This is a genomic window from Dialister succinatiphilus (assembly GCF_928721695.1).
GTDB lineage: Bacteria > Bacillota > Negativicutes > Veillonellales > Dialisteraceae > Dialister > Dialister succinatiphilus.
Genome location: NZ_OV788641.1, coordinates 1,637,844 through 1,662,924 on the forward strand (window position 1 = coordinate 1,637,844; position 25,081 = coordinate 1,662,924).

Genomic DNA, 25,081 nt, shown 5'->3' on the forward strand with positions numbered 1-25,081 from the left:
GAAAGGGAAAGACACACCGCCTTTTCCATCCCTCTGGAGGTGAAGCTATGAAATGCTATGAATATCTTCTCCGGTGGGGGAAAGAAAAAAAGGATGACACCTTTTATGAAGAAGATGGCTTTTCCATGACCTGGGGTGAAGCCCTCCGGTTTGTAGAAGAAGAAAAAGAAGCCCTTTCAGCCCTGGGCGTGAAAGGGAAGCTCACAGCGCTCTACCTGCACCAGCCTTTGAAACAGCTTCTCTATTTTCTGGCCCTTTCCTATGCCGGCAGTGTGCCAGTCCTTTACCATGAATACCTGGAGGAAAAAGAGCTGTCGGTGATGCTGGAAAAACAGCCAGTAGGCCTTTTCCTTTCCGACAGACCGCTGCCTTCCCTTTCTTTAAAACAGGGGAAAGCCCTTTTCTTTCGGACCTGGAATAGAACAGCACCCCGGCCCGGCGTCTTCGGGGTGCTCACTTCCGGCAGCACAGGTCTTCCGAAAATTCTTTACCGCAGGGATGAGAGCTGGACAGATTTCTTTCCCCTGCAGGACCGGATTTTCAAAGTAGATGGCAGGTCCCGTCTCTTTTTTCATGGATCCCTGGCTTTTACCGGAAATCTGAATATGGTCATGGATTTTCTCTCCGAAGGTGCCTCCCTGCATGGCAGCAGCCGCCTGACGCCGAAAACATGGATGGAACAGATTCAAAAGGAGAAAATCACCCATATCTACATGATTCCCTCCAAACTCTCCCCGCTGTCCAAAACAAGGGGACAGGCGGAAACGGTGACCCATATCCTCACAGGCTCCCAGCTTATGACCGCCTCCCTTTACCGGCGGCTTACAGAACGGTTTCCGGCGGCCAGCGTGATTTTATACTACGGCGCCTCTGAGCTGAGCTATATCTCCTTCACTGAGGGAAAAGAAATCCTTCGTTCTCCGGACAAAGTGGGAAAACCCTTTCCCCATGTGAAAGTTTCCATCGAAAATGGAGAAATTACTGTAGACACCCCCTATGGCATCGAAGGGATTTCCATGCCCTATACCTGCCACGACCTGGGGCGGCTGGATGAAAAGGGAGAGCTCCATTTTCTGGGGAGAAGGGAAGACATGTACCATGTACAGGGAAATCACGTATCAAGGCAGAAAGTACTCTCCTCCCTCCTCATGGTGGATGGCGTGGAAGATGCAGAAGTTACCGCTCTAAAGCAGACAAACGGTGACGATACCCTGATTGCCTTTCTCACAGGACAGGTGATGGAAAGGAAACAGCTGGTGAAGGATCTCTCCTGCCATCTGAAACCCTGGGAAATTCCCTCCCGCTTCATGGTGCTGCCTGCCATACCTCGTACATCTACAGGGAAAGCGGACAGAAAGAAACTGGAAGAACTGGCAGGGAAGCCGGAAGGCTGAGGGCTGGAATCGGGGCAGCCGCTGCGGGCTGTCCAGAGGCCGGTCCAGCTTAAAAATCTGTCCCCTATGATCCAAGGCCGCGGGGCGGTCCTTTTGTGATACAATACCCATAAGAGGTGGTACAGATGAATGGGGAAGAACGGCGGGAAAAGATAGCACATATTCTGAAGGAAAAGCAGGGGAAAGTGCGGGGGAGCGAGCTGGCCCGTCAGATGCATGTCAGCCGGCAGATCATTGTAGGAGACATGGCCCTTCTGAAGGCTCAGGGACTGCCTGTGGTATCCACACCCCGGGGATACTACCTGACCGAACAGGAAGGAAAAGGATACCGGAAAACCCTGGTCTGCTGCCATGACCGCCGTCATACGGCAGAAGAGCTGGAAATGATTATTTCTGCCGGCGGCATGGTGCACAACGTGTCTGTAGAGCACGAAGTGTACGGCACCCTTACCGCCGGTTTGGAAATCAGGAACAGAGGAGACATTCAGGCTTTCATTGAAAGAATGAAAACAAAGAATGCGCCCCTTCTTTCGTCCATGAGCGGAGGCATCCACAGCCATCTGGTGGAAACGAAAGAGAAAGAAGATATGGACAGGGTGGAAGAGTCCCTTCGAAAAGCGGGATTCCTTTATGAAGACAGGCAGGTGAATCTATGAAATTCTGGATCGTATCACAGGCAGAAGCAGGTACTACTGCATGGAAATATGTAACCCGTCTCCTTCCGAATGCTGCTGCAGGACTGCTTCGGAAAAGCATGAGAAAAAAGAACATCACTCTGAACGGGAAAAAGATGGAAGGGAAAGAAAAACTAGTATCCGGCGACCGGATAGACATCTGGTTTTCTGATGACACCATTTCAAAATTTCAGGAAGAAATGAAACCGAAGGGGAAAGACCTTTCCTTTTTCTCATCCTCCATCCTCTATGAAGATGAGAACGTATTGGTACTGAATAAACCGGCCGGCCTTCTTTCCCAGGGGGATGGCAGCGGCAGCCTTTCCCTGAATGACGGCCTTCTTGGCTATTTAAAAAATGAAATCACCCCGGCCTTCCGTCCCTCCATCTGCAACCGGCTGGACCGAAACACCAGCGGCATTGTGCTGGCCGGAAAGACCATGGCCGCCCTGCAGCAGCTGAGTGAGCTCATTCGCACCAGGGCAGTGAGCAAGACTTACACCGCCATGGTTTGGGGCGAAACAGAAAAACAGGGTACCTTCAAAGGCTGGATGGTTAAAGATGAAAGAAAAAATCAGGTTTGCTGGCTGGACCATGAAGAAGAAGGCGCCAAGCCCGTGGAAACAAGATATAAGCAAATCGCCGTGAAAAGAATGGGGCAGGATCTCTGCACCCTGGTGGAAGTCCATCTCATTACCGGCCGCTCCCACCAGATACGCGTCCACTTCGCTCACGCAGGCCATCCCATTTTGGGAGACAGGAAGTATGGCACAAAGGAAAGCATAGCCTTCTCGGATAGAAATCATATCAGGCGGCAGCTTCTTCACGCCGGAAAAGTCCGGTTTCCGGAACATGTGAATCCTCCTCTGGAAGCGCTCTCCGGAAAACTGTTCACTGCCAGGCTGCCGGCGGATATGGAAAATTTTAATTTCGAAGATAAGCGGCAGTCATGAAATGGATAGACTGCAGGTTGTCAATGAAAAAGACTGTGAAGAAATGATTCCCATTTTTTCACAGCCTTTTTTTACATAAAAGGGTGTATTTCCAAAGGGCAAAGCCCGGTTTGCATGTCCTTCCCTGTGGAGACCCTGCAGAGGGTTTCCAAGCCGGGTGAAGCAGGTCCTTAGCCTGCAGCATACAAGTACCTTCCTTTTAGTCAACTGACCGATAGCCCGTCAACCCTCACGCCGAAGGTGTGTCCAAGGGTATATCCACAAATCCTGACTGATACACTTACCCAGGCTCCCTGACTATATGACCAGAGAGGCGAAAAGGCCTGGCGAAAGTCTTTCCAATTCCCGCGGTGCACAATCCATGGAAGCGGGGAGGAAAGACTTAAAACCTTCATGAATTTCTCCTCTCCGGCGCGCCGAAAACTCCATAAAAACTCCTGAGGCATGACCTGCTAGACATCCTGGTGGCAATATAGCGCATCTTTTCTTCCTTGACGACACAGACATTCCGCTTAGGCGGCTATCCCTGGCCGATTCATCGAAGCAGATGCCTTGACGCCCTACCGTGCATAAGTATGGGACCAATCAGGAGTTTTTACAATGAAAAAAAGCAGTCCATGAGGGGCTGCTTTTTTCATGCTGTCAAAAGGCAGCAAAAAAACACGGATGGTATCCGAGCCAGTCAGTATGGCGGGCTTCCCTGAGCGCTAAATCACAGGAAAATCCTGCGTCAACCCTGCTCTGGCCGTCCGGGAATGCAGGCTCATGCTGCAAGGGATGATATCCGTGCTTTTGTGATTAATTTCATTGTAACGTAATCTGCAGAATCCGTTTCGCTTCCCCGGCGCCGGGGAGCGGGAGGGGAAAATCGGGAGCCTGTATACAGGGATTCTTGATTTCTTTCTGGCAAAGCTGCATTTCGGCCGGAATTATCGCGATATACATGACAGAGGGAAAATAGAATCCTTCCATGGAAAGCGTCCTCATTTCTCTCTCCAACCATTTATATTGCATAAGCTCCTCCTTTTTACCCTCACTTCTCCTAAACCCGGCCGGCAACAGACAGAAGCAAAGGCAAAACAAAAACAGAAAAGCAATAAGGAAGAGCAATCGCAGTGTTTTCCTCATTAGTGTGCGTATACTGGGTAGGATACGCAAGTCGAGAAAAGCTGGCCCATACTCCCCTGATAGGCTTTTCTGTTTTATGTCAGCATATGATATTTTTCTGTTTTCCTTCTACAAAGCTCCTGAGGTTGTCTGCCACAATGGCGGCTCTTCTTTCCATGGCTTCTTCCGTGTCAAATCCAACATGGGGCGTAAGGACGGTGTGAGGGGCGGAAAGGAGGGGATAGTCTTCGGGAAGGGGCGGCTCCATATCGAATACATCGATGCCGGCGCCGGCGATTTCACCTTTTTTCAGCGCTTCTGCCAGGGCTTCATTGTCGATGATGCCGCCTCTGGCGGTGTTAATCAGAATAGCGTCTTTTTTCATGAGGGACAGTTTGTCTTTGTCAATGAAGTGCTTTGTGTCTTTGGTAAGGGGCAGGTGGATGGATACGATGTCGCTTGTTTGAAGGAGGGTGTTAAGGTCGGTGTAGGTGATATCGTCATGGCTGTGGGAACGGTTGTAGCCGATGACTTTGGCGCCGAAGGCTTTGGCCAGATTTGCGGTGCGGTATCCGATAGCACCGGTGCCGATGATGCCTACTGTGCGGTCTTTGATTTCAATGCCCCGAAGGCCGGCGCCTGTTTTTCCATGGGCTGCGGCGTCTTGGCCTTCCGCCAGTTTCCGGTAGAGGGAAAGCATCATACCTATGGCCAGTTCTGCCACGGATTCGGTGGAGTAGCCGGCGCAGTTGGAGACGGCGATGCCTTTCTCACGGCAGGTATCGATATCTACATGGTCCACGCCGGTGAAAGCGACGCAGAGGTATTTGAGGGAAGAGGCTTTGTCCAGGGCTTCTTTTTTCAGTGGGTAGTTGGCAATGACGGCCAGGTCTGCTTTGGAAATGCGATTTCCCAGATCGGCCTGGTTTTCTGGGAGGCTGTCCCAGAGGGTGAGATGGTATCCCCTGCCGGTGAGAGGGGCAAGGAGGGTGTCCAGTGTTTCTTTGGATACGCCCAGGGGCTGGGCGATTACGATTTCTTTCATCATGTTCTCCTTTCTTTGGGGTATGGAACCTTTGAATCTGATATAATAAGGAAAGCTTTCTCTATTATACCCTAAGGAGTATGTATATGAAATATCGTCTGCTTTTGCTGGCGGCGGCCCTCATCTGGGGTTTCGCCTTTGTGGCCCAGGTAGTGGGCATGGATACGGTGGGCCCTTTTACATTTAACGGGGTTCGTTTTGTCATCGGCTCTCTGGCTCTTCTGCCTTTTCTCTATTTTCACAGGGAGGGGAAAAGTCCTCTGCCCACGTCCATCCCTCTCTGGGCTGCTTTCCTCATGGTGGGGATTCCCCTTTTTCTGGGAGCTACCCTGCAGCAGGTGGGGCTGCAGTATACGACTGCTTCCAAGGCCAGCTTTCTCACGGCCAATTATCTTCTCATGGTTCCCATCACAGGCCTCTTTCTGGGACAGCCCCTTCTTCGCAATCATCTGATTGGAGCCATCCTGGCCATGGCAGGGGTTTATTTCATTTCCATAACTAGCGACTTTTCCATCAGTTTGGGCGATGGGCTCATGCTGCTCTGCGCTCTGTCCTTTACGGTGCAGATCCATATGCTGAATTATCTGACTCAGCGTTTTTCTCCGGTGCTTCTGTCGGCAGGGCAGTTTATGGTGACGGGGGTGCTGAACCTCATGCTGGCCTTTCTTTTTGAAACGCCGGACCTGGCAGGTCTTGAGGGGGCGGCGTGGCCCATTCTCTATACAGGGATTCTTTCCACCAGTGTGGCCTATACCCTGCAGGCAGTGGAGCAGAAGTACATGCCGCCTACCGAGGCGTCCATGATTCTCAGTATGGAAATGGTATTCGGAGGGCTGTCAGGCCTTTTTTTCCTGGATGAATCCTTTACCCTCAGGCAGACCATCGGTGTCATTGCCATGACCTTGGGCGTCTTTCTTTCCCAGATTCCCAGCCCCGCCCTGCTCTCCGGCCTTCGGCGGAGAAATCAGTGATTTTCTGAAAGGAGTTTCCTATGGCTGTTCGTTTGATTGCCATCGATTTGGATGGCACACTGCTTCATGATGATATGACGATTTCTAATTATTCCAGGCAGGTCATCCGGAAGGCCCAAAGCCGGGGCTATGAAATCGTAGTGGCCACTGGCCGCATGTGGGACTCGGCCAAAGCCAAGGCGGATACGCTCCAGCTGGGCAATGTGCCCCTTATCTGCTACACCGGAGCCTGGATTATGATGAGTGAAACCGGAGAGCCTGTGCGGCAGGAAGGACTTTCGCCGGACCTGGCTTCCGCCATCCTTCTGGAATCAAAAAAAAGAGGGTGGAATGCCACCTCCTTCATGGATGATGTGATTTATATGGATAAACCCAATGGCACAGAGAAAAAATACCAGAAATACCGCTCCAAAAAACCGGTGTACCTGGGGGATAATTTCTACCATCCCGAAAAACTGGTGACTCGCATCGTCTTTGCCGATCCATCTTTGGAAAAAAGGCTGGCTATCCGGCAGGTAGTGGAAGACAAGTTCAGCGGTCTGGTGGATGTAGTTTTCCCTGGCGATGATTTCGTGGATGTCCATAAAAAAGGAGTCAATAAAGGAGCAGCCGTGCGCTTCCTCTGTGACCAGAAAGGTATCTCTCCTGATGAAGTCATGGCATTTGGAAATACGGAAAACGATGTGCCCCTCCTTCGGATGGCCGGCTTTTCCTATGCCGTCAGCAATGCCGATGAAGTAGCTAAAAAAGCGGCCCGGGCCCTTTGCCCTTCCAATGAAGAAGACGGTGTAGCCAAAACCATAGAAGACATGCTTTGTGAAGGCAAGCCGGTGGCATGAAAGCTGAGGGGCTCAGAATGAATGATCATTATAAGACGGTACTAAAGTATTTGAATTAAAAGTTGATTATAAGATCGTTTTGATGCTGTCCATGATTTTGAGTGCCGGGAGATAAGAGATTGTGATAATTGTTCCCTTTTCGTATCATTGTGCTTGCTGCCTATTCCTTGGGCAGGGGGAAGTAGGCGCAGAGGCGGGAAATCATTTCCTTAAAACCACTACAAAGAAACCCGGTGTCTCCAAGCTGCCCATCATGCCCAATGAGTTCGGTGTCTGCATGGTCTACGGCCGCTGCTGTACTTGGTACGACGGCGCGCGCCATACATGAGTCTCCCGTCATTTCTGCCCTGTAGGGATTTTCTGGAGTCCTGAGTTTCTTTGTGTTTGCTTTTTACTACCATTCCGGATTGGAGAGAAGGAACATGGGATCCCGACTGTTGCAATGGAATGCCTTTTTCTGTATTGCCTAGGATTAGCAGGAAAAGGTTTGATTTCCGAAGCATGGTCTCATGATTTGTTACCTTCTACTATATAAATAGAAAAATTGGCTTTTATGTGAACATGATGGAAAAAGATTTTTTTATGATGTATCGGCAGGAGTTAGACAGACCCTCAAGATAGATTTGAGGAAAGAAATTTGAGGCTTGAGGAGGTAGAGACAATTTGGTGGGAGATATCAGATGGTCAGACTTCAGACTATCAGTGTGGCTTGTAACGTAGATTCTACTTACGGTGGTGAAACTGTGAGTGGGAGATTTCTCGGTTTCGCTCGAAATGGCGGAAAGGGGAGAGACTTATCAGACGTCAGGCGGAGAGTGTTCAGCGGTCCGCTATGGGCTGTCAGATTCCCGCTTGCGGCTGGCTGCTTATGGCCCCCTTCCAGCCCGCCACCCACCTTCTGAATGGGGATGGGCAGGCAAAAAGAGGTGCTCTGCTTTTTTTCTCAGGTTTGAAGGCTGCCCGCTGGCTTTTGGGGAGTGGGGACTGGGAATGGATTTAAGATTATAGAAAAGTAGTAGGAATGGAAAGGGAAATGTCCGTACAGACAAAGAAGACTACGATTTGCAAAAAGAAATAAAAGCATAGCTGGAATCGCGAGGGCGCCTTTGGATAGAAGGCGTCCTTTTGGTATGGCGTAATGTTGAGAAAAGAAAATTGAGGTTTGAAGGAGTAGAGGCATTTCGACGGATGATAATCAGACGGCAGGAAGAGTTCGGCTGTGCGCTATCCGCTTAAGGCTATCGGCTTATGGATGCCCTTCTGCCCATTTGCGCTTGCTTTCTGCAGGCAGGGGCGGGCAAGTCATAGGCTTTGCTATCCGTAGACTGCTCATCTGACAAACATTATTTTAGTGAACAACTTGTATTATATCTTTTCGGGGAGTATAATGAACATGAAAAATAACAGCCACTGGCTCTGGTGCTTTGGTGGCGGCTTTGGTTCAGGAAGGAAAGAGGAAAATGAAACTTTGGATAGCAGCGGCGGCGGCTCTTTTGGCGGCAGGGTGCCTGCTGGCAGGGGGCTGCGGGAAGGAGGCGCCTGAAGCGGGGGCTTCTTCCGAGGGACATGTGCATATTGTGACTCATGCGAACTGGAATCCTTTCGAGTATTTGAAGGATGGGAAGATCACGGGTTTTGATATCGATCTCATCGAAGAGGCATCGAAGCGGGCCGGGCTTACGCCGGATATCACCGATGCGGGATGGGAGGCTATTTTTGAGCAGATCCGCACGGGACAGGCAGATGCCGCTGTTTCGGGGATTACTATCACTGATGACCGGAAGAAGACTTATCTTTTTTCCAAACCTTATTTTGTGTCCCGGCAGGCGATCCTGGTGCGGGAGGATACTGATATTTCCTGTGCGAAGGATCTGATGGACGGGAAGACGGTGGCTGTGCAGAATGGTTCCACCGGCCAGGAGGCGCTGGAGAAGCTGATGGGGAAAAATAATCCGGCCATCCGCAAAACGCCTATGTCCATTCAGATGCTCATCGGCGGTCAGGTGGATGCGCTGGTGGGGGATGAAACGTCGGTAAAGGCTATCAAGGCCCAGTATCCGGATCAGCATTTGAAAATCCTCTATGATGACGCTGCTTTTACGCCGGAGTATTTCGGTATTCTTTATCCGAAGGATAAGGGGCAGGCGCTGCAGCAGAAGCTGGACAAGGCTCTTTCGGATATGGTGAGTGACGGCACGTATAGCCGTATCTATGAAAAGTGGTTCCACAGCAGTCCCGATGAGAAGATGCTGGCTTCTTTGAAGCAGGAGTGATAGAGATGTTTGATTTCAAAGTGTCCATTGTGGAGGAGTATACGCCTTTCTTTATTTCCGGTGCTCTGCTGACGGTGAAGCTGTCGGTGATTGCCATTGCGGCGGGATTCTTCATCGGCCTTTTCCTGGCGCTGGCCCGGATTTCATCTAAGAAATATTTGTCTATTCCGGCGGTGTGCTTTATCGAGAGCATCCGGGGAACGCCGCTTCTTCTGCAGATACTGATTACGTATTTCGGCGTGATTCCGCTGATTATGAGGAAACCGGACGGTGTGCTGGCGGCAGTGATTGCGCTTTCCATCAATGCGGGCGCGTATATTGCAGAAACCATCCGCGGTGGCATTCTGGCCACAGACCCGGGGCAGATGGAGGCGGCCAGCGCTCTGGGGCTTTCTCATTTCCAGGCCATGCGGTATGTCATCCTGCCTCAGGCAATCCGCTCGGTGATTCCGGCGCTGGGAAATTCTTTCGTCAGTCTCATCAAGGATTCGTCGCTGGCGTCGGTGATTGCCACGCCCGAGCTCATGTACTGGGCCAATGCGGCCAATGCGCAGTATTACCGGGTATGGGAGACTTTTATTACTACGGCGGTGATTTATCTTTTCCTGACGTTGGTGACGGGAAGGATTTTGGGAGTCCTGGAAAAGAATCATTAGAATCATTAGAATCATTAAAAAAACAGCGAAATCGAGGGGATATCGGTTTCACTGTTTTTGCTTTTTCGGAAGGAGCTGATACAGGGAAGGGCCATGCGGGCGTCCAGGCGTAGGCCGCTCCATCAGCTGCCCTGCTTTAAAAAGGTCGGTTTACTTAATAATCAGCACCGGTACTTTCACATGATGGATCACGTACTGGCTGACGCTGCCCATGATGAAGGAGGAAAGGGAGCCTTTGCCGCTGTTTCCCATAATAATGAGGTCTATATTTTCTTCGTCCACCAGGGAGGTGATGACGCTGCCGGGGACGCCGGTGCGGATGATGGGGGTGAAGGGAAGGCCCTGGGGAATCTGTTTTTTGATTCTTTCCATGACTGCTTCTGCTTTTTCCCGGACCGAGGCGAAGCCGTTTCTATCAAGGTTGACCTGCATTAAGGGGTAGGCGGCTTCGCCTATGTCTGCCACTACGATAACGAAAAGCTGGGCCCCGTAGGTTTTTGCCATTTCTACGCCGTAGCGGAGGGCGTTGTCCGCGGTGCCGGAGCCGTCTACGGGAACAAGGATTTTCTTGAACTGCATGGAAAAGACCTCCTTTTGAAAACGGATTTCCTTATCTGGAATTTCCTTCTATGGTATATAATAATTATATCATCACATCATCCGGGAAAGCACAGATTCCTGTATAGAATCTGCTTTTGGAAGATTTTTTTGCCGGTCATGGGTTCGGCAGGGACTGCTGTCTTACTGCCCGTGATTGAGGCTTATGAAATCGTGGTTTTCCCTGCAGGAGGAAGGAAATAGGATTATGAAAAAAGCAGCAGTGATTTCTGCCATGGTTCTGGCGGCGGCACTGTCCTTTCAGGGGACCTGGGCCAGAGAACCTGTGGCAGGAGAGGCAGCGCCGGTTTCGGAGGCAGCCTATACCTATGATAATAAAGTCAGCGGGCTCACCATGGTGATTCCGGGGAACCGGGTGGAAAATGAGGAGTCTTCGCCGGCAGTGTATCAGGCGTTTCTTCCGGATGAAGGAATCTCACTTTCCATTTTGTCCAGGGCCTATGGCCAGCCTTACAGTGAGGGAAAGATGAAGGAACAGGTGAGGGAAGCACAAAAGTTCCTTCAGGGAAATATTAAGAAATCCGGAGAAAAGCCGGTGTCCATGAAGTCTGTGGAAACGAAAGCCGGCAGGGCGCTCCGGGCGGAAACGAAGGGTCAGGGGGAAGATGGCCGCTTTTCAGTAATCCGGTATCTGTTCCTCCGCCAGGAAGGGACTGCCATGATTTCCTTCACCATGAAGGAAGAGGATGTGAAGCGGAATAGGCCGCTGGTGGAAAACATGGTAAACAGTCTGTCTTTTTATGCGCCTATGCAGAAGGTGAGCGTGAAGGGCACGGCCTATACCTATGATATTCCGTCGTCCATGCAGGTGGACTATGACCCGCCGGTGGCGCCGGACCATGTGCTGGTGGCGGGAAACCACCTCCTTATGACGGGAGTGACAGCGCTGCCGATTTCGGAAAACCGGGAGTTCAGTTTCCTTCCGTCAAGCCTCGCTTCTTTGAGTGATAAGGAAAAGGCGGACATTGAATCTCATTTCCGGGCGAAGCTGGCCAGCGAAAGTTCCGGGAAATATGTGAAGAATGTGACGTTCCTCTTTGATTCTTTTCACGGGCTCCCCGGATTGAAGCTGGACTTTGATGACCAGGGAGATCATAATACAAGCTATATTTTTGTGAAAGATGGGAAATATATTTCCTTTGACTATATTTATAATGTAAAAGAAAAGACCTATGCCGATCAGGTGATTGCCCAGTCGGCGGCGTCCATTTCTTTGTAATTCATACCGGCTTTGGAGGTGGTATCCTTGTTTTTTAATCTGTTCGGCGGAGGAAAAGATCAGTATATAGAAGAGTATGCCAGCCGTATGGCGGAGGCGGCAGTCAATGATGAGCTGGACGCAGACCGGCTGGAAAGTTTCATCGCCTATGCGAAGGAAAAGGACCTGGGCAACAAACAGCTGGCCCGGGCCCAGGCGCTGGCCTGTGACAAGGCTTTTGAGAAGCTTTACCATGACGGCTACATGGATGATGACGAATACGGCATGTTTTCCGATCTGCTGAAGCTCTGCTACATGATGAAGGAAGAGGCAAAGTACAAGTACACCACCATTGCCAAAAGGTGCAATGCCCTCTATAAAATCCAGGAGGAGGGGCTTATGCCCACGGTGAGCAGGGAATATGCCAATGTGAAGTACCGGGAAGGGGAGGAACTGCATTTTACTGCTGCCGGCCGGCTCATGAAGCCGAAGAAGCCTGTCACCGGTGCTGTCCTGATTTCCCGGGGCCATCCTTTCAAGGTGGGCCAGTGGGAAAATAAGGAGGATAAGAGTCTCTTTGAGGAAGGAGACAAGGGAGCTTTCTGGCTGACTTCAGAGCGAATAGGTTTTAGAAGCCGGAAGGAGAGGATGGAGACTGAGCTTTCTAATGTGGACCGTGTGGAAACGGGCCAGGGCCCTCTCTGTGTGTATGAGAAGGGAAAGGACAGTCCCTGGTGCGTGGCCATCGATGATTATGAAATGGCAGGAGCCCTGCTTTCGAATCTTTTGAATCGATAAGTTCCCTGCTGCGATGGAAGGCAGCAGTGCCATGGCGGATGGGAAACTATATGCAAAAAGTTTCCTGCCGCGATGGAAGGCAGTGGTGCCATGGCGGATGGGAAACTGTATGCGAAAAGTTTCCTGTCGCAATGGATGGCAGTGGTGCCATGGCGGATGGGAAACTGTATGCGAAAGGTTTCCTGCCGTGATGGAAGGCAGTGGTGCTATGCCGTATGGGAAACTGAATGCCAAAAGTTTCCTGGTATGGTCGACGATAGTGTTTTTATGTCGAATAGGAAAGTGATGAATATGAAAAGTTATAAAAATATGCTTGTATGGCAGGAAGCAAGAGCGCTGAAGCAGGATGTTTATGATTTAACTTATCGTTTTCCTAAAAGTGAATTATATGCGATGACTTCTCAACTTCGCCGTGCAGCTACTTCCATAGGTCTTAATATAGCGGAAGGAGCTGGCAGAGGAACTGTAAGGGATTATATTCATTTTCTCTATAATGCTAGAGGTTCTTGTTATGAAGTTGAAACAGCATTATTATATTCTGTGGATTTACATTATATAACTGAAAAAGATCTTGTACCTATACTAAGAAAAAACGCTAAGGTTTCCTGGTTGATTAATAAGCTGATTGATGGATTGGAACAGAAGATGAATAGTGAAGATAAAATGAAGATAACTTGCGATGAAATTGAAATATATGATGGGAATGGATAGTTTCCTGCCGCGATGGAAGTCATGGGTGCCATGCCGGATGGGAAACTATACGCGAAAAGTTTCCTGCAGCGATGGATGGCAGTGGTGCTATGCCGGATGGGAAACTATATGCGAAAAGTTTCCTGCAGCGATGGATGGCAGTGGTGCTATGCCGGATGGGAAACTGAATGCGAAAGTTTCCCTGCCGCGATGGAAGGCAGTGGTGCTATATCAGATGGGAAACTTTTCAACATTATGATTCTGCCAAAGCAAGGAAAGGAGATATACCATGGAATTCGATCATGTGCTTTCAGTGAGGTGCTCGGTGCGCCGGTACACGGAAGAGCCGGTGTCTGAGGAGGATATCCAGAAGATTGTGAAGGCAGGGGAAGAGGTGCCGGTGGGGCATTTTGATTTCAAAAATTATGCTATTGCCGCCATTACGGACAAGAAGGTGCTAAAACTTCTGGCTGAGGAGAATCAGGCGCTGTCGGGGAGAGGGGATCCTATTTACGGGGCACCGCTTCTGCTGCTGATCATGAACACCCCGGAGGCACGGGAAGATTCTATCAAGCTCAATGCCGGGATTATGGCGGAAAACATGCATCTGAAAGCGGTGGACCTGGGGCTTGGGTCCATCTGTATTTACAGCTTTATCCGCACGCTGAACCGGGAAGAGGGATACGGAAAATATTTCCAGGCTCTGCACCTGCCGGAGGGGCTGAAGCCGGCCATGGCGGTGGCTGTGGGGCATACGCCCATGGTTCAGCGGGAGCGGCGGTTTGTGGCAAGGATTCCCACCTTCCGTATTGACGGGAAAGAATGAAGGAGTCTTATTATGGAGTTTGATACAGTTTTATCGCTTAGAAAGTCGGCTCGTTCCTATACCGGCGAGGCCGTTTCCGAAAAGGAAATCCATGCGCTGATTCATGCAGCCGAGGAATCTTCCGTAGGCCATCACAATGATAAGGGCTATGCCCTGGTAGTGGTAAGGGATCCGGAGGTACTGAAGCGGATCAGCACCGAAGGGGGAGAAAGGGTGGGAAAGCCCCACATGATTTACGAAGCGCCCCTTCTCATCCTCATCTGCCGCACGAAGGATGTGATGGAAACGCTGGAGGGCTTTGATGCCGGCATTATCGCAGAGCATATCCATCTGAAGGCCAGTGACCTGGGGCTGTCGTCCATCATTCTTTTCGGCTTCATCCGTCTTCTGGGAAAGGATGCAGATTATCTCCAAATGCTTCATCTGCCTGAAGGGGTGTCTCCTATTCTGGCAGTGGCTGTGGGCCATTCGCCGCTGGATGGGAAAAAGAGGAAAGAGGATCGTCATTTTGCGGTGATTGAAAGGTAAAAGGAAGCCTCTTTCTGCTTTCGATTTCTGGGAGATACCGAAAGCACTGATTTCATGCGTATCTGCTTTGATTTCTGTTTTTATGCGATGCAGTGAAGGAAAAGGAAAACAGCAGGCTGTTTAAGAATTTCCATGACCTGCAGCATACCATTTCTGATGAAAGCAGATACGGAATGAATCAGTGCTTTTTATATGAGCAGAGGGGGCTTTTTCCTTTATAATTCCTATTGCTATTCCCCGGGAAATCTCGTATAATCAAATTAATATTTCCATTTAGGTTTTTAGGGAGGATGTATTTTTTTCTCATGGCTTTAGAAGTCGGCAATATCGTAGAAGGTACCATAACCGGTATCGCAAAGTTTGGCGCATTTGTAGAACTGCCGGATAAAAAGGTGGGTCTGATTCACATTTCTGAAGTGGCTAATGAATATGTAAGTGATGTGAATGATTATCTCAAGGTCAAAGACAAGGTGAAGGTCAAGGTTATTACCATTGATGAAAGAGGCAAAATCGCCTTATCCATCAAACAGGCCCAGCCAGCTTCTGAAAAAGGGGAAAAGAAGCAGGATCGCTTCCACCATGACCATCAGGGACACCGTGATTTCCATGAAAAAAATGAGTTCCGCAGCCGTGAGGGCCATCGCTCCTTTGAACGCCGTCAGGAAGAGGGGGAGGAATCTTTCCATTCTGAAAGGACCCCGTACAGCCGTCCGTTTTCCGGCGGTTTCCGTACGGCCCGCAGGGAAGCACCGGCTTCTTTTGAGGATAAGCTCAGCCGTTTCCTGAAAGACAGCGATGAAAGGCTTCTCGATCTCAAGAGAAATGTGGAATCCAAGAGAGGCGGAAGGGGCGCAAGGCGTTCTGACTGAGAGAAATAAGGGAGCATTCCATGCTCCCTTATTATTTTAAGCAGTTGGCTCATTGTTTAACCTTATTTGGGGGATATGATGCGTGCGATTATTGATATCGGGACAAATTCAGTCCGTCTTTTGATTGCAGAAAAGGATGAAAAGGAAGAGTGGAAGATCCTGAAGAAGGACCTTCGCAGTACCAGGCTCGGGGAAGGCATGACGGACAAGGCTTTCATCGGGAAGGGACCCCGGGAAAGGACGCTGAAGGCTATCGAAGAGTTTACGGCGGCCGCCCGCCTGGCAGGGGCTTCTGAAATCTTTGCCTACGGCACTTCTATCATGAGGGATGCGGCTAACGGCGGCGAATTTTCCGATGAGGTGACTGCGGCTGCCGGCATTCCGGTACGGATCCTTTCGGGAAAGGAAGAGGCCTATTACAGCTATATCGGTGCAGCCGGTACGTCCAGCGTGGTGACGTCGGTAGTGGATATTGGCGGCGGCTCCACAGAAATCTGCATGGGTTTCGGCACGGATATCGGCATGCGTCACAGCTTCAAGCTGGGCTGTGTACGCTGTTCCAAGCAGTTCGATACCACCACGCCCCGGGGACTGGCGGAGCTGAAGAAGCACTGCTTCGACCTTTTCCGCCACACAGAACTGATGGACAGTGTGAAGAATGTGAAACGGTGGATTGGCGTGGGAGGCACGGTGACGTCCATGGCGTCCATGCTCCAGGAGCTTGAGGTCTATGATTCCTCCAAAGTGCAGGATTTCATCATCCATCAGGAAGATGTAAATGCCATGCTGAAGAAGCTTTCCTCCATGTCCTATGATGACAAATGCCATTTGACGGGACTCATGCCGGAAAGAGCAGATATCATCGTGGCCGGTGTGGCCATTCTTGACAGTCTTATGGAATACTTTGCTCTGCCGGAAATCATGGTGAGTGACAGGGACCTTTCCGAAGGACTTCTGGATGCGGACGTGTTAAGGCCCAATAACGAATGAAGAAAGAGGACTTTCTTAAAAGGGTGCTTGCCTTTGCCCATGAAAATCATTTGTGGGAAAAGGGGGATGGAATCCTCGCGGCTGTTTCCGGCGGCCCTGATTCGCTGGGACTCCTTCTTTTTCTGAAGGACATAGAGGAAAGAGAGGGAATCCGCCTGGGCTGCTGCTGCGTGAACCATCATCTGAGGAAAGCGGCGGAAGAGGAAACGGCCTATGTGGCATCGGTGTGCCGCCGTTTCCATATTCCCTTCTATAGAAAAGATGTAGATGTGCCGGAGACGAGAAAGGAAGAGAAGGGCTCAGTGGAAACCGTGGCCCGCAGCCTTCGGTATGAAGCGCTGGAGGAGGCGGCAAAGGCCGGCGGCTACCGGAAAATCGCCCTGGCCCATCATGAAGATGACCAGGCGGAAACCATCCTTTTCCATTTTCTCCGGGGAAGCGGCATGAAGGGATTGATCGGCATACAGCCGAAGCGTGGGGAATTTATCCGCCCCTTCCTCTGCGTTACAAGAGAGGATATCGGCTGTTTCGTTTCTGATTATCCAGTGAGTCCCTGTCATGATGAAACCAATGATATCCCCGATGCCACTCGGAATAAAATCCGCCTCACCCTCCTGCCCCGTCTCAGAGAGTATAATCCGTCCCTGGTCACAGGCCTTACCCATATGGCTTCCCTCTTGAGGGACGAAGAGGATTTCATGGAGGGAGAAGAGGCGAAGGAAGCAGCCTTCTTCCGGCAGCGGGGCCGTCTTCTGGCCTATCCTTTCCATCGCTTGCAGGCGCTCCATCCTGCGATGCAGCGCCGCCTCATCCGGCGGGCGTGTATGATGGTTTCCCATCATACGCCGGATGCAGAAGGGGTGGAGCGGATGCGTAAGCTGGCTCTGGAAGGAAGGGAAGGCAGGAAAACTTCTTCCTCCGGTGCCATGATGGAAAGGGCAGGACAGTTTCTCTGCTTTTTCCCCGGCAGCTCCCGGAGAGATACTATGCCTGCAGAAGACTTGCTCCATCTTTTTTATGAATTTTGTAAAGAAAAAGAAAAGCCCCTTTACGGGGAAACTGGTATAATAACAAATAACCATGAAGTTCTTCTGACCGCTCCTCCCTGGGTGCTGACCGGGAAAGTCCTTTCTCATCCGGTGGCCACAGGGAAAAACCAGTATCTTCTCGATGCCGGCAGTGTAGGACAGCTGGTCCTTCGAAAGGCGGAAAAGGATGACTCCATGGAGCCTCTGGGCATGAAGGGAAGGAAGAGGGTATTTCAAATCCTTCAGGAAAAAGGAATCCCTTCGGTGCTTCGCAGAGAATGGCCGGTAGTGGCCGATGAACATCATATTTACTGGACCTGCTTTCTTCGGGGAAGCAGACAGGGCCGGGTGACGGAAGGTACGAAGTCCTTTCTCCTTCTGACACTCACCTTAAGGGATAAGGAGAATGAATGAACAACATGAAAAATCTGGGAAAAGATATTAAGACCGTACTCATTACCAAAGAACAGATTGAAAAAAGAGTGGAGGAACTGGGCCGTCAGATTACGAAAGACTATGAAGGAAAAGATGTGGTGCTGGTTGGCATTCTGAAAGGTGCCATGCCTTTCCTCTGTGACCTGATGCGGTCCATTGACCTTCCTGTCACACTGGACACCATGTGCGTATCCAGCTACGGCAACAGCACCGTTTCTTCCGGCCATGTGAATATTAAAAAGGACCTGGACCGGGATATCCGGGGCAAGAACGTAATCGTAGTGGAAGATATCATCGATACCGGTATTACTATGAGCGCCCTGGTACCCCTTCTCAAACAGAGGGGCGCTGCTTCTGTGGAACTGGCCATCTGTCTTAACAAGAAGGAAAGACGGGAAAAAGAAGTGGACGTAAAATACGTGGGCTTTGACATTCCTGATGAATTCATCGTAGGCTATGGCTGCGACTATGCGGAAAAATACAGAAATCTGCCGGACGTATGCGTCCTGGACAGCCGGGTGTATACCAAAGCGTAAATATTGAAACGCTCCCTTCCGGAGAGTCCGGGTTCGGAAGGTGTGCGAAGGGGCTTGCCCTTTGGTCGCGAAGGGCCTGCTTTGCCGCTAATCACTATTTTTCAACCTTTTACATTCCTTCAGGCAGGAAGCTGTTCCTGCGTGATGCAGGGTGACTGAAGCGGGCATAGGATTTCAAACAATCCTGTTGCTTAAATTTCTAAAAAATGGTAGAATTAATTACTGATTGAAAAGTCTCAATTTAGTCAGCGGGGTGGATGGTGGAAAGCACCGATTGAATCGCGCTTTCCCAACCGGTCAAATGGGCTTTTATTGCACAGATCATGAGAAGGAGGAATATATTGAATAAATTTATTAAGAATGTGGCACTCTACGTGCTTCTCATCATCATCGCAGTGTCCATATTCAATACATTTGTTCATCCCCAGGAAAAACATTCGGAAATCACCTACAGTGACTTTATTTCACAGGTGGAAAAGAAGAATGTATCCTCGGTGGTGATGACAAATAACGCAGTTACCGGGAAGATGAAAGACGGCACTGAATTTGCCACATACATTCCTGACAATGATACCCAGCTTCTCAATAAGCTGAGTGACGGCAATGTGGCCATTACTGCCAAACCGCCGGAACAGCCGGCATGGTGGATGAGCCTTCTGTCCAATCTGCTTCCCATTATCATCCTCATTGCCGTCTGGTTCTGGATGATGAACCAGACCCAGGGCGGCGGCGGACGGGTCATGAGCTTTGGCAAGTCAAGAGCTAAAATGACCGGTGAAGGCCAGGTGCACGTGAACTTTAACGATGTGGCCGGTGAAGATGAAGCCAAAGAAGAACTGTCGGAAGTGGTGGATTTTCTGAAAAATCCGGGACGGTACACCGCTATTGGTGCCAAGATCCCCAAGGGCGTCCTGCTGGTGGGACCTCCAGGTACCGGCAAAACCCTTCTGGCCAAGGCAGTGGCCGGGGAAGCCAAGGTACCCTTCTTCTCCATCTCAGGTTCCGACTTTGTGGAAATGTTCGTAGGTGTTGGTGCATCCCGCGTGCGTGATCTCTTCGCCCAGGCAAAGAAGAATGCGCCCTGCATTGTATTTATCGATGAAATCGATGCCGTAGGCCGTCAGCGCGGAAGCGGACTGGGCGGCGGACATGATGAACGGGAACAGACATTGAACCAGCTCCTGGTAGAAATGGACGGTTTCGGTTCCAATGAAGGCATCATTACTCTGGCAGCCACCAACCGACCTGATATTCTGGACCCTGCCCTCCTTCGCCCTGGTCGTTTTGACCGCCGCGTAGTAGTAGGCCGTCCGGACCTCAGAGGCCGTATCGCCATTCTCCGTGTCCATGCAAGAAACAAACCGCTGGAACCGGATGTGGACCTGCCTACCATTGCCAAGAAAGTACCGGGATTCACCGGCGCCGACCTGGCCAATATGCTGAATGAAGCAGCCCTTCTGGCAGCCAGAGATAACAGAAAAACTATTTCCATGGCAGACCTGGAAGAAGCATCTGAAAAGGTATCCTACGGTCCTGAAAGAAAGAGCCACCGGGTGAGCGATGAAGAAAGAAAGCTCACGGCTTACCATGAATCGGGCCATGCCATTATGGCTACTCTTCTGAAGGATGCGGATCCGGTGCATAAAGTCACCATTATCCCCCGTGGACAGGCTGGCGGCTACACCATGATGCTGCCCCATGAAGAACGGTCCTTCATTACCAAATCCCATCTTCTGGCCCAGATCCGCGTAGCTTTAGGCGGACGCTGCGCTGAAAAGATTATTTTCAACGAAATCTCCAGCGGCGCTTCCGGAGACCTGCAGCAGGTCACCTCCATCCTCCGCAAGATGATTATGGAATGGGGCATGAGCGACCGCCTGGGACCCATGATTTTCGGTGAACACCAGGAGCAGATTTTCCTGGGCAAGCAGCTGGGTTCTGAAAGAAACTACGGCGAAACAGTAGCCACCATTATCGATGAAGAAATGCACAAGTACCTGGATGAGGCCTACAATGACACCATGCAGGCACTGACAGACAATCTGCCAGTGCTCCATGCCATGGCCAAGGCCCTGATGGAAGTAGAAACCATCAACCATACCCAGGTAGAAAACCTCTTCAAGTATCACTCCATCTACGCGCCCGGCGAGGAACCGAAGAAGGATGACACAGACAGCAGCGACTCCCCGCTTCCGCCTGCACCTTCTGACGACAGCCCCCTGCCTCCGGTGTTTGGAGAATAAATGATGAAAACTGCGAAAGGACTTCCTTTCGCAGTTTTTTGATGGGCTGTTCGCAAATAGTTTCCCTTCGAGATGTACACCACTGATTCAAGTCGAATAGAAAACTCTTGTGAACAGTTTCCTGTCGGGGTGGATACCATTGCTTCAAGCCGAATAGGAAACCTTTCGCAAGCAGACTTCCCCCATTTCCTGTATAATAAGGAGCGATACAGCTTTGAAAAGGAACACAAGGAGATACTATGAAATTACTGCGTTTGACACTGCAGGGCTTCAAGTCTTTTGCAGATAAAACTACCATAGAATTTGCTGACGGCATGACGGTGATCGTGGGACCCAACGGCTGCGGAAAGAGTAATATATCCGATGCAGTACGCTGGGTGCTGGGAGAGCAGAATGTGAGGAACCTTCGGGGTCAGAAAGCGGAGGATATTATTTTTTCCGGCTCTGAGAGCAGGCAGGCAAAGAATGGAGCGGAAGTGACCCTGGTGCTGGATAATTCGTCCCATGAACTGCCGCTGGATACCACGGAAGTGGCCATTACCAGAAGGCTTCTCCGAAGCGGGGACAGTGATTTCAAAATCAACAAAAGAAGCTGCCGGCTGAAGGATATACAGGAGCTTCTGGCCAATACAGGTCTGGGGCGGGGCTCTCTGGCCATTATCGGGCAGAACCGGGTGGACCAGGTACTGACGGCCCGGCCTGATGAGAGGCGTCTGATTTTTGAGGACGTGGCGGGCATCAGCCTGTACCGCATGCGGAAGAACGAAGGCCTCCGGAAGCTGGAAAAGACGGCAGAAAATATGGATCGGGTCCAGGACATGGTGGCTCTTTTGGATGAGCAGCTCATTCCTCTGAAGGAAGGGGCAGAAAAAGCCAGGGTCTATAAGGAGCTTATGAAGAAAAAAAGTGCCGTCACCGCTTCTATGGTGGTGCTGAAACTGACCTCCATCGGCCGCATGCTGTCTCGTTATGAAACGGAGTACCGGAATCTGGAAGAGGAAGATGTGAAATGGGACACCACCCTGTCCTCTCTGGCAGCGGAAAGGGAAAAGCTGGAAAAGCAGGCCCTTGATTTTCAGGAAGGCCTTCGCAGCCTGGGACAGCAAACCGTAGAAGCCCAGCAGAAAATGGAAGAGCTTCGCGGCGATTTTCGGGTGAAGGAAGAAAGTTTCCATCATGCCGAGGAAAAGAAAGGGGAGCTGGCAGCGGCTGAAGAGGACCAGAAGGAAGCGGAAACAGAACTGGCAGAGGAAATCAAAAGCGGTGAAGAGGAATATCAGGGTTATGTGGATGACTGCCGCCAGTGGAACGAAAAGAAAGAGAAGGGAGAAGAGAAAAAGAAGGCTCTGGAAGAAGCCCTGGCCCGCTCAGAGGCTTCCTACGCGGAAAAGCTGAAAGTGAACAGGCAGCAGTTGTCCGAAAAGATGCGGCTGGAGCAGGAGCTGGCCCATGTGGAAGAGACCCTGCAGCGGCTGGAAGGAGAACGGGAAGAAGCGCTGTCTTCACTGGAAGAGAAGAAAAAACGGCTGGCAGCCCTGCAAGAAGAGCTCGCCCTCTTAGTGAAAGAAGAAAAAGAAGGAGCAGCGCGTCTGTCAGATCTGGAAGAAGCAGGAAAGAAGGACAGTCTTCTTTTGAAACAGGAGGAAAATCGGCGCTTTGCTCTGATGAATGAAAAGGGAAAGCAGGAGTCTGCCCTTTCCGCTCTTCGGTCAAGAAAAAATTATCTGGACCGGGCAGAAAAGGAATATGCCGATTTTTCCATGGCAGTCAAAAATATTATGGCCAGCCGGGATCTCTTTGGCACATCCATTCACGGCCCTCTGGGGGACCTGGTGCAGGTGCCGGAAGCCTATACGACAGCGGTGGAAGTGGCTCTGGGCAGCCGGATTTCCTGTATTGTTACGGATACCACTGAAGCGGCAGGCCGGATTATCCGCTGGCTGAAGGAACGGCATCTCGGGAGGGCCACCTTCTTTCCTCTGGAGTCCATGCATCCTTCTGCCTACGTAGGAGAGGAACAGAAGGCTGCCGGGGAAAAGGGTATCTGCGGCATTGCGTCGAATCTCATAAACTGCCATGACCGGTACCGGGATCTCCTCACGTCCCTTCTGGGACGGACCCTGATTGCGGAAACCTTGGATGATGCCAGAAGGGTGGCAAAGAAATATCGCTACCGGTTCCGTATTGTCACCCTGGACGGCCAGCTAATCAATGCTGGCGGCTCCATGACCGGCGGTTCCATGAGAAAGAAGGAAAATACCTTCTTTGGCAGGAAACAGGAAATCCGCCGCCTCTCCCGGGAGGAAGAAGAGGGGCGAAAGGCGCTGGAAACATGCAGCCAAAAGCTGGAGGAGCAGGGCCATATCTGCGATACCCTGGCGGGAAAGGTCATGAAGGAAAGGGAGGAATGGCAGACCCTCAAAGTCAGCCTGGCCTCCCTCACTGCCCGGAGGGAAGGGATGGAAAAGACCCTGGAAGACCAAGAGAAGGCGGCAGAAGAGGAAATGGCGCTGAAGAAAAAACGGGACCTGGAACTGAGAGAAGGAGAAGAGCGGAGGACCCATATTTCCGAAAATCTGGAAAAGCTGGCTCAGATTCCGGAAATGGAAGAAGATGAGGAAAGCGAAACGCTGAAAAAGAAACTGGAAGAAAAGAATGAGGAAATTCTTTCCATTCATGTGTCCCTCACCAAGGCCCGGGAATCTCTGGCCTTCGGAAAGCGCATGAAAGAGGACCGCGAAAAGGCGCTGGCAGAGCAGCAGGCGGATCGGGCCAAACTGGAAGAAGAAAAGAAAGAAAATGAAAAACTTCTTTTGACGCTGAAGGAGGACATGGAAAGGCTGAAGGAGGAATTCCGGAAAGCCGAGTCCCTGTGGCAGGACCGGCAGCAGAATCAGTCCCGCATGCAGGATGATTCGGACCGGTTCGCCATGGAACAGAAGAAACTGGAGGAATCCTGGCGAAAGACCCAGGAACAGTCGTCTAAAGTGAAACGGGATATGGCGGAACGACAGGGACGAATTGACAATTTCAAAGCCCAGGAAGAAGAGGAGCTGCGCCGGCTTTCGGAAAACCATATGACCCGACAGGAGGCGGAAGCTCTCCGGCTTCCCGGCTCCATGGCAGATATGAGGAAGGAAGAGGAAAGCCTTTCCCGGGAGCTCTCCGTTCTGGGCCAGGTGAATCCCAACGGCGAGGAAGACTACCAGAAGCAGCTGGACAAGCGGACTTTCTATGAAGAACAGATAGAGGATCTGACAAAAGCCAGAAACGGTCTGGAAACGGTGATTCGTGACATTGATCAAACCATGACTGACCAGTTCAGCAGGGCTTTCAAAGAAATCAACCAGGAATTCGGCCGCATTATGCAGCTCATGTTCCAGGGCGGCCGGGCCCGGCTGGAGCTTACTGACGAAGCCCATCCGCTGGAGGGCGGCGTAGAAATGTACCTCCAGCTTCCCGGCAAGAAACGGCAGCCCCTGTCCCTCATGTCCGGCGGCGAAAGGGCTCTGACAGTGATTGCTCTCCTCATTTCCTTTATGGCCTTCCGCCCGGCGCCTTTCTGCTTCGTAGATGAAATCGATGCAGCCCTGGACGATGCCAATGTGGAACGGTACAGCCGCATGATTGCGGACTATAAAAAGAAAACCCAGTTCATCGTCATTTCCCATAGAAAAAAGACCATGGAATTTGCAGACACCCTGCAGGGCGTCACCATGGCCGAAAAAGGGGTATCTTCCCTGATTACAGTGAAAATGAAGGATTATGTGGAGTAGTGGGCATTGCGCTTATGGCCCATCCATGTCAAAATGGCGTCTGTCTTTGTGACAGGCGCCATTTGACATGGGTTTTATTTACAATGTGGATGCCAGGAAGGCCATGAGAAGGAGGAGAAGAAGCATTTTCCGGTTATTCTTTCCTCTGAGGTCACGGTCTGCTATGTGGACGCCCCAGTTCCATCGGGTATACAAGGCCATGGCGAGCCACAGGAGCAGGGATGCCACGGTGAGGCGGAAGGTGCTTTCCTGGGGAATGCCCGGAACCATGCCGAAATCCACCGATACCATCATCAGCAGGGTGACGCAGACAAGGCCGCTGGTGAAATAGAGAAGCCATCTCGGTGCTTCCCGATATAAAAATTTTTCCTCTTCCGTAGAGGCTCTGCCGAGAAAATAGGACTTGATAAACCAGAGAATGATGAGGACGGCCACGCCGTCAAAAAGATAATTGTGTTCCATGGTGCACACTCCTTTTGCTTTTCTTTATTATGGACTATGGAATGGAATGGGGCAAGGGGGGACTGTCCGGCGAGGGAGAATGGTATTCCTATGGCCAGGAAACTGCTTGCGAAAAGTTTCCTGCATGGCGTGGGGAAGATGATGTTCATAGCGACGGGAAACTGCTTGTGAC

21 protein-coding genes are annotated in these 25,081 nt (G+C 50.9%); 18 read left to right on the forward strand and 3 right to left on the reverse strand.

Annotated features, from left to right (window positions below; genetic code table 11):
* The first annotated feature begins 47 nt into the window (after positions 1–47).
* The 3 genes from NW747_RS06845 (at position 48) to NW747_RS06855 (ending at position 3,021) form a co-directional block, all read left to right on the forward strand.
* On the forward strand, positions 48–1,394 hold the full coding sequence (locus NW747_RS06845; protein ID WP_273186254.1) for an AMP-binding protein: 1,347 nt from the start codon (positions 48–50) through the stop codon (positions 1,392–1,394).
* 125 nt (positions 1,395–1,519) lie between these two features.
* On the forward strand, positions 1,520–2,050 hold the full coding sequence (locus NW747_RS06850; protein ID WP_273186257.1) for a transcription repressor NadR: 531 nt from the start codon (positions 1,520–1,522) through the stop codon (positions 2,048–2,050).
* Positions 2,047–3,021, forward strand: a complete 975-nt coding sequence (locus NW747_RS06855; protein ID WP_273186258.1) for an RluA family pseudouridine synthase — start codon at positions 2,047–2,049, stop codon at positions 3,019–3,021. The genes NW747_RS06850 and NW747_RS06855 overlap by 4 nt, the downstream gene beginning before the upstream one ends.
* Before the next feature lie 1,207 nt (positions 3,022–4,228).
* On the opposite strand, the gene NW747_RS06860 is transcribed toward NW747_RS06855, so the two are convergent.
* Positions 4,229–5,176 carry an NAD(P)-dependent oxidoreductase gene (locus NW747_RS06860; protein WP_273186260.1) on the reverse strand — a complete coding sequence of 316 codons (948 nt, stop codon included), beginning with the start codon at positions 5,174–5,176 and terminating at the stop codon, positions 4,229–4,231.
* Between the two features lie 83 nt (positions 5,177–5,259).
* Between NW747_RS06860 and NW747_RS06865 the strand changes: the two genes are divergently transcribed.
* From NW747_RS06865 to NW747_RS06880, 4 genes are all read left to right on the forward strand, one after another.
* Complete coding sequence (locus tag NW747_RS06865; protein WP_273186263.1) at positions 5,260–6,144, forward strand: DMT family transporter; 885 nt, start codon at positions 5,260–5,262, stop codon at positions 6,142–6,144.
* A gap of 20 nt (positions 6,145–6,164) precedes the next feature.
* Positions 6,165–6,983 (forward strand): HAD family hydrolase, encoded by an 819-nt coding sequence (locus tag NW747_RS06870; RefSeq protein WP_273186265.1) that lies wholly within the window; start codon positions 6,165–6,167, stop codon positions 6,981–6,983.
* Between the two features lie 1,460 nt (positions 6,984–8,443).
* Positions 8,444–9,256, forward strand: coding sequence for a transporter substrate-binding domain-containing protein (locus tag NW747_RS06875; protein WP_273186267.1), 813 nt, complete (start codon positions 8,444–8,446; stop codon positions 9,254–9,256).
* Between the two features lie 5 nt (positions 9,257–9,261).
* Complete coding sequence (locus NW747_RS06880) at positions 9,262–9,912, forward strand: amino acid ABC transporter permease (RefSeq protein ID WP_008859396.1); 651 nt, start codon at positions 9,262–9,264, stop codon at positions 9,910–9,912.
* Between the two features lie 150 nt (positions 9,913–10,062).
* Here NW747_RS06880 and NW747_RS06885 read toward each other — a convergent pair whose 3' ends face one another.
* Positions 10,063–10,491, reverse strand: a complete 429-nt coding sequence (locus NW747_RS06885; protein ID WP_008859395.1) for a universal stress protein — start codon at positions 10,489–10,491, stop codon at positions 10,063–10,065.
* Positions 10,492–10,717: 226 nt separating this feature from the next.
* On the opposite strand from NW747_RS06885, the gene NW747_RS06890 reads away from it, so the two are divergent.
* The 11 genes from NW747_RS06890 to smc all read left to right on the forward strand — a co-directional run bounded on the left by NW747_RS06890 (position 10,718) and on the right by smc (position 24,447).
* Positions 10,718–11,749 carry a hypothetical protein gene (locus tag NW747_RS06890; protein WP_273186270.1) on the forward strand — a complete coding sequence of 344 codons (1,032 nt, stop codon included), beginning with the start codon at positions 10,718–10,720 and terminating at the stop codon, positions 11,747–11,749.
* Between the two features lie 27 nt (positions 11,750–11,776).
* The gene (locus NW747_RS06895; RefSeq protein ID WP_273186273.1) at positions 11,777–12,526 is read left to right on the forward strand and encodes a hypothetical protein; all 750 of its coding nucleotides are present in this window, start codon (positions 11,777–11,779) and stop codon (positions 12,524–12,526) included.
* Positions 12,527–12,817: 291 nt separating this feature from the next.
* A complete protein-coding gene (locus NW747_RS06900) occupies positions 12,818–13,237 on the forward strand; it encodes a four helix bundle protein (RefSeq protein ID WP_273186276.1) in 420 nt (139 codons plus the stop codon).
* A 268-nt stretch (positions 13,238–13,505) separates the two neighbouring features.
* On the forward strand, positions 13,506–14,042 hold the full coding sequence (locus NW747_RS06905) for a nitroreductase family protein (protein WP_273186278.1): 537 nt from the start codon (positions 13,506–13,508) through the stop codon (positions 14,040–14,042).
* 12 nt (positions 14,043–14,054) lie between these two features.
* Positions 14,055–14,570, forward strand: coding sequence for a nitroreductase family protein (locus tag NW747_RS06910; RefSeq protein ID WP_273186281.1), 516 nt, complete (start codon positions 14,055–14,057; stop codon positions 14,568–14,570).
* 305 nt (positions 14,571–14,875) lie between these two features.
* On the forward strand, positions 14,876–15,439 hold the full coding sequence (locus NW747_RS06915; protein ID WP_273186284.1) for a S1 RNA-binding domain-containing protein: 564 nt from the start codon (positions 14,876–14,878) through the stop codon (positions 15,437–15,439).
* Between the two features lie 75 nt (positions 15,440–15,514).
* Positions 15,515–16,429, forward strand: coding sequence for a Ppx/GppA phosphatase family protein (locus NW747_RS06920; RefSeq protein ID WP_273094661.1), 915 nt, complete (start codon positions 15,515–15,517; stop codon positions 16,427–16,429).
* Complete coding sequence (gene tilS / locus NW747_RS06925; protein ID WP_273186287.1) at positions 16,426–17,871, forward strand: tRNA lysidine(34) synthetase TilS; 1,446 nt, start codon at positions 16,426–16,428, stop codon at positions 17,869–17,871. The genes NW747_RS06920 and tilS overlap by 4 nt, the downstream gene beginning before the upstream one ends.
* Positions 17,868–18,428, forward strand: a complete 561-nt coding sequence (gene hpt, locus NW747_RS06930; RefSeq protein ID WP_008859387.1) for a hypoxanthine phosphoribosyltransferase — start codon at positions 17,868–17,870, stop codon at positions 18,426–18,428. Before tilS ends, hpt begins: the two co-directional genes overlap by 4 nt.
* 341 nt (positions 18,429–18,769) lie before the next feature.
* The gene (gene ftsH, locus NW747_RS06935; RefSeq protein ID WP_008859386.1) at positions 18,770–20,671 is read left to right on the forward strand and encodes an ATP-dependent zinc metalloprotease FtsH; all 1,902 of its coding nucleotides are present in this window, start codon (positions 18,770–18,772) and stop codon (positions 20,669–20,671) included.
* A gap of 239 nt (positions 20,672–20,910) precedes the next feature.
* A complete protein-coding gene (gene smc, locus NW747_RS06940) occupies positions 20,911–24,447 on the forward strand; it encodes a chromosome segregation protein SMC (RefSeq protein ID WP_273186290.1) in 3,537 nt (1,178 codons plus the stop codon).
* A gap of 78 nt (positions 24,448–24,525) precedes the next feature.
* On the opposite strand, the gene NW747_RS06945 is transcribed toward smc, so the two are convergent.
* Positions 24,526–24,909, reverse strand: coding sequence for a hypothetical protein (locus NW747_RS06945; protein ID WP_273186292.1), 384 nt, complete (start codon positions 24,907–24,909; stop codon positions 24,526–24,528).
* Positions 24,910–25,081 lie beyond the last annotated feature (172 nt).

Coding starts and splice junctions, on each gene's coding strand:
- NW747_RS06880 (WP_008859396.1), top strand. CDS start 9,262: ATGTTTGATTTCAAAGTGTCCATTGTGGAGGAGTATACGCCTTTCTTT.
- smc (WP_273186290.1), top strand. CDS start 20,911: ATGAAATTACTGCGTTTGACACTGCAGGGCTTCAAGTCTTTTGCAGAT.
- NW747_RS06860 (WP_273186260.1), bottom strand. CDS start 5,176: ATGATGAAAGAAATCGTAATCGCCCAGCCCCTGGGCGTATCCAAAGAA.
- tilS (WP_273186287.1), top strand. CDS start 16,426: ATGAAGAAAGAGGACTTTCTTAAAAGGGTGCTTGCCTTTGCCCATGAA.
- hpt (WP_008859387.1), top strand. CDS start 17,868: ATGAACAACATGAAAAATCTGGGAAAAGATATTAAGACCGTACTCATT.
- NW747_RS06945 (WP_273186292.1), bottom strand. CDS start 24,909: ATGGAACACAATTATCTTTTTGACGGCGTGGCCGTCCTCATCATTCTC.
- NW747_RS06915 (WP_273186284.1), top strand. CDS start 14,876: ATGGCTTTAGAAGTCGGCAATATCGTAGAAGGTACCATAACCGGTATC.
- NW747_RS06875 (WP_273186267.1), top strand. CDS start 8,444: ATGAAACTTTGGATAGCAGCGGCGGCGGCTCTTTTGGCGGCAGGGTGC.
- NW747_RS06890 (WP_273186270.1), top strand. CDS start 10,718: ATGAAAAAAGCAGCAGTGATTTCTGCCATGGTTCTGGCGGCGGCACTG.
- NW747_RS06865 (WP_273186263.1), top strand. CDS start 5,260: ATGAAATATCGTCTGCTTTTGCTGGCGGCGGCCCTCATCTGGGGTTTC.
- NW747_RS06905 (WP_273186278.1), top strand. CDS start 13,506: ATGGAATTCGATCATGTGCTTTCAGTGAGGTGCTCGGTGCGCCGGTAC.
- NW747_RS06900 (WP_273186276.1), top strand. CDS start 12,818: ATGAAAAGTTATAAAAATATGCTTGTATGGCAGGAAGCAAGAGCGCTG.
- NW747_RS06885 (WP_008859395.1), bottom strand. CDS start 10,491: ATGCAGTTCAAGAAAATCCTTGTTCCCGTAGACGGCTCCGGCACCGCG.
- NW747_RS06845 (WP_273186254.1), top strand. CDS start 48: ATGAAATGCTATGAATATCTTCTCCGGTGGGGGAAAGAAAAAAAGGAT.
- NW747_RS06920 (WP_273094661.1), top strand. CDS start 15,515: ATGATGCGTGCGATTATTGATATCGGGACAAATTCAGTCCGTCTTTTG.
- NW747_RS06910 (WP_273186281.1), top strand. CDS start 14,055: ATGGAGTTTGATACAGTTTTATCGCTTAGAAAGTCGGCTCGTTCCTAT.
- NW747_RS06870 (WP_273186265.1), top strand. CDS start 6,165: ATGGCTGTTCGTTTGATTGCCATCGATTTGGATGGCACACTGCTTCAT.
- NW747_RS06850 (WP_273186257.1), top strand. CDS start 1,520: ATGAATGGGGAAGAACGGCGGGAAAAGATAGCACATATTCTGAAGGAA.
- NW747_RS06855 (WP_273186258.1), top strand. CDS start 2,047: ATGAAATTCTGGATCGTATCACAGGCAGAAGCAGGTACTACTGCATGG.